10 protein-coding genes are annotated in these 5,343 nt (G+C 64.9%); 6 read left to right on the forward strand and 4 right to left on the reverse strand.

What is annotated here, in order from left to right; genetic code table 11:
- The 4 genes from IT430_03860 to IT430_03875 all read right to left on the reverse strand — a co-directional run.
- A partial coding sequence (locus tag IT430_03860) for a hypothetical protein (protein MCC6907055.1) occupies window positions 1-833 on the reverse strand: 833 nt, incomplete at its 3' end.
- 183 nt (window positions 834-1,016) lie between these two features.
- The gene (locus IT430_03865) at window positions 1,017-1,154 is read right to left on the reverse strand and encodes a hypothetical protein (GenBank protein ID MCC6907056.1); all 138 of its coding nucleotides are present in this window, start codon (window positions 1,152-1,154) and stop codon (window positions 1,017-1,019) included.
- A gap of 5 nt (window positions 1,155-1,159) precedes the next feature.
- Window positions 1,160-1,996: a hypothetical protein gene (locus IT430_03870; protein ID MCC6907057.1), complete on the reverse strand. Its 837-nt coding sequence runs from the start codon at window positions 1,994-1,996 to the stop codon at window positions 1,160-1,162.
- A 187-nt stretch (window positions 1,997-2,183) separates the two neighbouring features.
- Window positions 2,184-2,642 (reverse strand): hypothetical protein, encoded by a 459-nt coding sequence (locus IT430_03875; GenBank protein MCC6907058.1) that lies wholly within the window; start codon window positions 2,640-2,642, stop codon window positions 2,184-2,186.
- A gap of 764 nt (window positions 2,643-3,406) precedes the next feature.
- On the opposite strand from IT430_03875, the gene IT430_03880 reads away from it, so the two are divergent.
- From IT430_03880 to IT430_03905, 6 genes are all read left to right on the forward strand, one after another.
- Entirely contained in the window at window positions 3,407-3,973 is a 567-nt protein-coding gene (locus IT430_03880; protein ID MCC6907059.1) for a hypothetical protein, read from the forward strand.
- Window positions 3,974-3,978: 5 nt separating this feature from the next.
- Entirely contained in the window at window positions 3,979-4,218 is a 240-nt protein-coding gene (locus tag IT430_03885; GenBank protein ID MCC6907060.1) for a hypothetical protein, read from the forward strand.
- Window positions 4,215-4,427, forward strand: a complete 213-nt coding sequence (locus IT430_03890) for a hypothetical protein (protein MCC6907061.1) — start codon at window positions 4,215-4,217, stop codon at window positions 4,425-4,427. Before IT430_03885 ends, IT430_03890 begins: the two co-directional genes overlap by 4 nt.
- Complete coding sequence (locus tag IT430_03895) at window positions 4,424-4,642, forward strand: hypothetical protein (protein ID MCC6907062.1); 219 nt, start codon at window positions 4,424-4,426, stop codon at window positions 4,640-4,642. Before IT430_03890 ends, IT430_03895 begins: the two co-directional genes overlap by 4 nt.
- Before the next feature lie 47 nt (window positions 4,643-4,689).
- Entirely contained in the window at window positions 4,690-5,058 is a 369-nt protein-coding gene (locus IT430_03900; GenBank protein MCC6907063.1) for a hypothetical protein, read from the forward strand.
- Window positions 5,055-5,343, forward strand: a 289-nt coding sequence (locus tag IT430_03905) for a hypothetical protein (protein MCC6907064.1), incomplete at its 3' end; no start/stop codon positions are given. The genes IT430_03900 and IT430_03905, both read left to right, overlap by 4 nt.

A 5,343-nucleotide genomic window follows, 5' to 3' on the forward strand; every position in this document is an offset into this window, starting at 1 on the left:
CCTCGCGCCCCAGGTTGCGCACGATCGCCGTCGTGATCGCCAGGTTGCCCGCCTGTTTGGCGAGCGCGGCGTCCTTGGCCGTCATCGATCGGCCGTTGCGCGAGTAGTCCATCGCGATGTCGCCCAGTTCGCCCGTGAGCCTGGCCGCGTCGGCCGGCAGCATCTTCGCTTCCTTGGCGAACTCGGCGATCGTCTCGTTCCACCATTGCTGCACGCTCGTGGTTGCCGGGCTCTGCGTTGATCTGGCCATCGCGATTCACTCCTGTCGGGGTTGAGTTGGGCGTGGGGGTGGGGGCGCCGAAGTCGAGTTGCCACTGCGCATCGAGGCGCTGCTGTTCTTCGATGACCAGCGTGCGCAGGCGCAGGGCGCCGCCGGTCAGTTCGGGGTCGGCCTCGAAGTACTGCCGCGCCTGGGGCAGCAGCGTCGCGTGGTTGGCGATCGTCGCCGCGCAGTACTCGGGGCTGGGCGTGTTGAGATCGTCGAGCGTCTCCTGGCGGGTGATCGCCTTGAGGCGGGCGGCTCGCTCGAGTTCATCAATGCCGTCATCGGCCTGGACGTAGACAACCAGGTCAGGCAGGATGAGATCGTGCGTGACGATCGTCGCCTTGTGGTACGCCTCGGCCGCGTGCTTGGGTGCGGCGCACCCGCCGACGGCGAGCAGCAGCAGCGCGACGATGGCGATCATCGCAAGGACGGCGATTCCCTCCGCGTATTCGCGGATGGCTTGCCGTTTCGCGGGAGAGAGTGTGCAACGGCCGTGCGGGGGAGTGTCGCTGGTTGTGATGCAGGGGTACTTGCCGAGAAGAATCCGCTTCAGTGCGCTGGTGGCCACGAAACACCATCCTTGGCGTTTCTGCGATCAGGCGGGGTTCCCTAGGCCCCGTTGCTCCCGATCTGGTGGCCGCGCTTATCGCGTCGCGGCGGTGAGTTGTCAGCGGCCCCGAGGGGCCGGAGGCCGGCGCGTTTCACTGCGCCGTGCATTCAGCGAATCCAGTAGGCGCGTCGCGCCATCGCGTCAAGTCCGCTCGATCCAACGGCGTTTGATCACGCACAGCAACCATCCAGTCTGCAGCCCGAAAACGAACACGCTGATGAACCAGACCCACAGCGGAATTCGCTGGAACGCGCCCTCGAATTGCAGGTTCCACTCCATCGCGCTTACTTCCTCAGCCCGCTCGGAAGATGCGGAAGAGGCGTGGATTTCGGACTTGCTGTCTTCTCGATCAGCGGCGCCCAGACTGCGGTGTGATCCTTCGGCCGATCGGCAATCGGTGCCTGGTTCTCCATTCTCCACACGCGCTTGGCGATCACCGTTTCGTAGGGCTTTGCCTCCGCGCCGATCAAGCCGGCTTCAACCACTTCACCGACCCACTGGAGGCAGTCGCCCTGGCGAACCATGCGCATCAGTTCCGCTTCGTCGCGCGTCGTCAGCAGCATCACATCATTGTCGCCGTCCCAGCCCATCAGCCAGAATCGCGGCACAGCAACCTCTCGCTGAATACGCGCCGCTTCGACCTGCAACCGGCGCGCTTCGATCCTGTTCGAGCTGAGCGTACTATTGAGCCGCGCCGTATCAGCCGAGCTCACATCCTTCTTCCTCTTGTTTGCGTCCAACGTCCGCTGGGTTTTTTCGGTCGATTCGGCAATCTCCGTGAGTCTCTTGTCGATCTCCGCGAGCCGCGCCCTCTCGGGTGCCGGGTCGTACTTGCGCACTTCTTCAAGGCGGAAGGTCGGATGGTCCTTCACCTCAGCCGTGATGTCGCGCCGCGTCGCGCCGGCCGGGCTGCGCAGCTCCGCGACAATGCGATCAAGATCTTCGACCGCCTGACGCAGCACTGCATTCTCGTCTTCGAGCGACATGATCCGCGCTTCGAGATCAGCGATGACCTGCGAGATTTCTTCGAGTCGATCGCCAGAATCGGCGTCCGGCTCCTGTGCCCGGGCCAGGCCGCAAAGCATCAGGCCGACAAGTACCGCTGCAAATGTTCGCCACATGGTCGCTCTCCTTCGTTGCGATGTCGGATTCTCCAAGTCCGGCGGGGCCGAGTCAATCCGCCCTTGACGTTAGGGGTTTGCTCGGATACGTTCACCATCATGCAAACAGACCTTCGACGCCGCGATGCCGACGAGTTCTGCAATGTCACCACGACCGTGTCCCTCCCGGAACTTCGCCGCCATCTGTTCAGGCTGGGCGGCGGCGTTTGCTCGTGTGGGACGCCGCTCCGGGGCGACCCCCCGACGTGCCCAAGGTGTGCAGCCGTTCTAATCGAGCCCGCATCCCCTTCACGAACTGCATCGTCTCGGCTTCGCCTAATTCGCTGATCGCCTCGATTGCATCACCGATCCAGTGCGCCTCGAAATCGCGGGAAACACTGGGCTTTTCTCGTTTCGACATGAGCCGCGCAAGGTTCCGCCGGTCGTCCTCGGGCAGCGCGAAGTAGATCATCAGCGCCGCCATCGCGACCCGCTGGGCAGCTCCGTGCGTTTTGTCGCCCGGGCCGAGCGCCCGCTTCTCCTCTTCAAGCATGGGATAGAGCCAGTCCGGCAAAGTCGGGTTGAATCGCTGACGCCCTTTGGGCATGTGGCACAGTACGGCCGATGACCCGTGGTGAAAATGTACGTCATTTTTGACGTAATCCACTTGACCCCTCCGATCAGTACGTCATAGTGTGACGTACATGAGCGACCCGATTCCCAAACGAGTGACCACGCACGACGCGCATCTCATCGCGCGGCTCGTCGCGGTTCAGCGGCAGCGCCGGTACAAGACCGCCTCTCGCTGCCTCGAAGCGCTGGCTTCTGAGCGGCTCGCCCAGATCGAAATCGAGTCGATGGCTCATCAGGTTCGCCCTCTTATCGCGCCCCCACACGAGCAACCAACGGCCGTGCGGGGGGCTGTCCACAACTCGCGCTCGAAGCGGAGGTCCGCATGACCACTGCTTTGATCGCGATCATGCCCCCTACCCAGCGCCCCAATTTCGCCAAACACGGCGCTGAGTCCCACACGCGCGCGGTGACTCGTTGTCCCGCGCTCGAATCTTTTTCGCGCTGCGCGGGCGATGGCCGGGCAGCCCACCCGCGCGGCGTTTTGCAACGTGAACGCCTCTGCGTTGAAGGCTCGCGAGTCGCGGGCCGCGCCGTGGCATGTACCAGTGGAGGTCTGCCGATCGAGGAAAACTCCAGTGTCGGTCGAACCAAGGATCGCGCCGAGCGACAGCCCGGCGCGGTCGATTCCCCAGTGCCTGGTGCCCAGTGCCTAGTGCCTGGCTCGACTCATTTCTCCCCTCCGCGCACTGCCGGCCCAATCGCCGGCGGTGCGTTTTCGCTGAGCAGCATAGCGGGCGCTCGCCCGCCGCTGCGCTTCAAGCTGCGCCCAAAAGCGCAGCGCTGATCGAGGACCCCGGCATGGACGCCGCAAGCCAAAGCGAGATCATGAACGCACTCGCCGAAACGACGGCCCACGACTCGCGGGCCGTCGAACTGCTGCGCACCATCGTCGATGACGAGCAGGGCATCACCCGCCAGCAGCTCGCCTCCCTGTGGGGCGTGTCCGAGCAGGCCGTCTACCTCATGCTCAATCACCGCATCCACATCAGCATCGAGCGATGGGCGCTGCTGTTCGACCAGCTGCGCGATGAGCGCATCATGCGGCTGCTCATCGATCCGCGCAAGTACGCCGTGTACGCCCTGCCCGACGTCGGCACGGGGCGCGACCTAGCGGCGATGACCGAGGCCTTCCTGAAACTGCAGCGCCTGCACAACGACCACGGGCTGTTCGTCGATCGCCTCCTGGGCATCCTGCGGGATCGGCGCGTCGACGGCGATGACGGCGAACTCATCGCGGATCTGCGGCACACGCTGCCCGAGTACATCGCGGTGATCCTGGGCGTGGCCAAGCTCATCGACGCCATGTACGAGGACTGGATCACGCGCAGCGCCGAGGGCATGAACCGGAAGGCGGTGAGGCGATGAGTGTGATGCCCGAGAGAACTGGCGGCAGCAGCTTCATCGCGGCCTACACGGCGGCGTTGGCGATGCAGCCCATCAATCTCAACATCGATCCGTACTGCCGCGCGCTGCGAAGTGCGCAGCATTCGATGCGGCGATTCGAGAAGCGTGCGAACCACATCGTGGGTTCGTGGCGCGGCGACGGTGTGCAACCGGCCGAGACGCGGCAGATGCGCCGGGCCAAAGCGCGGAAGGCGGTGAAGCGATGAGCGCCTACCGCAAGTGGTTCTTCGATCAATGCGCCGCCGACGGGCTGAACTTCCACACCGCCCGCGCCGTGTGCGACCTGCGTCGCCGCATGAGCGATTGGGGTTGGAAGAGCGCGCTCAACAAGATCGTGGCGGATCGAAAGCGGCGCGAGGCCGCAAAGCCCCCGGCTCTGCCGGGGGACCTCGATCATCGCGGGAGGGCGGCGTGATGTTTCTCGTGATGGCCATCGAGTACTTCCCCGACAGCGAGCCGGTCAGGACGCTGGAAGTGCGCGGTCGGCACGACGACGCGGTCATGCTCGCCCGCTGCCTGCGCGATGAAGCGAAGTCGCGGGGCAACCGCGCTGCCATCGATGTTCGCGAGTGCGGGGAATCCGTCAAGCAATACAACGTCGACGCGAGGCGGAAGAGGAGAGCGGGATGAGCACTTCAAGCCACCCACGCTGTGGGCGCACATTGAAAAGAGTTCCCATGCGCGAACAGACGGCCGCTGACCAGCGGGCCGCGGTGCTCGCCACCGGCGATGCCGGCAGCGTGCCGCGCGAGATCATCCGCCTGGAGTGCCCGACCTGCGAAACCATCATCGGCCCGCAGGCCGTGGTCGAGTGCGGCACTGGCCGTGCGGCGAGCACTCGCATTCGCGTCGGCTGGCAACTCGTCGCCCAGATGGCGACGTACTGCCCGCACTGCAAAGTCATCATCCTCTTCAACCTCAACGTCGATGAGGCGACGGGCCGGCTGCTCACGCGTCCGGTCAACGGCAGGCGCATCCTGCGCGGCGCCGCAACCATCGATCGCTTCCTGGACAAGTACCCGCAGTGCAGGGGAGTGGTGTCATGACGGCCGCCGCCCGCCCGATCATCATGGATCACGACTTTACGGGCTACAACCCGCGCAGCCGCGACTTCATGATGCGCACGCAGACCGAACTGTGCGTGGAGGTCGGCGGGCTGACCTGGTGGCCCGACTATCACTTCTTCTCGAATCGCACGCGCGACGCCGAGGGCAACTGGAATAACGGCCCGCTCGATCTGAGCATCGCCGACAAGTGGCTCGCCTCGTCCGTCGGCGCGCGGCGCCGCGAGTTCAATGGCCTCAACGCCATCGACCTCGAAGGCAAGCATC

It is taken from the genome of Phycisphaerales bacterium, assembly GCA_020852515.1.
In the GTDB taxonomy this organism is placed as follows: Bacteria; Planctomycetota; Phycisphaerae; order Phycisphaerales; family UBA5793; genus UBA5793.

Coding starts and splice junctions, on each gene's coding strand:
- IT430_03885 (MCC6907060.1), top strand. CDS start 3,979: ATGCCCGAGAGAACTGGCGGCAGCAGCTTCATCGCGGCCTACACGGCG.
- IT430_03890 (MCC6907061.1), top strand. CDS start 4,215: ATGAGCGCCTACCGCAAGTGGTTCTTCGATCAATGCGCCGCCGACGGG.
- IT430_03870 (MCC6907057.1), bottom strand. CDS start 1,996: ATGTGGCGAACATTTGCAGCGGTACTTGTCGGCCTGATGCTTTGCGGC.
- IT430_03880 (MCC6907059.1), top strand. CDS start 3,407: ATGGACGCCGCAAGCCAAAGCGAGATCATGAACGCACTCGCCGAAACG.
- IT430_03900 (MCC6907063.1), top strand. CDS start 4,690: ATGCGCGAACAGACGGCCGCTGACCAGCGGGCCGCGGTGCTCGCCACC.
- IT430_03865 (MCC6907056.1), bottom strand. CDS start 1,154: ATGGAGTGGAACCTGCAATTCGAGGGCGCGTTCCAGCGAATTCCGCTG.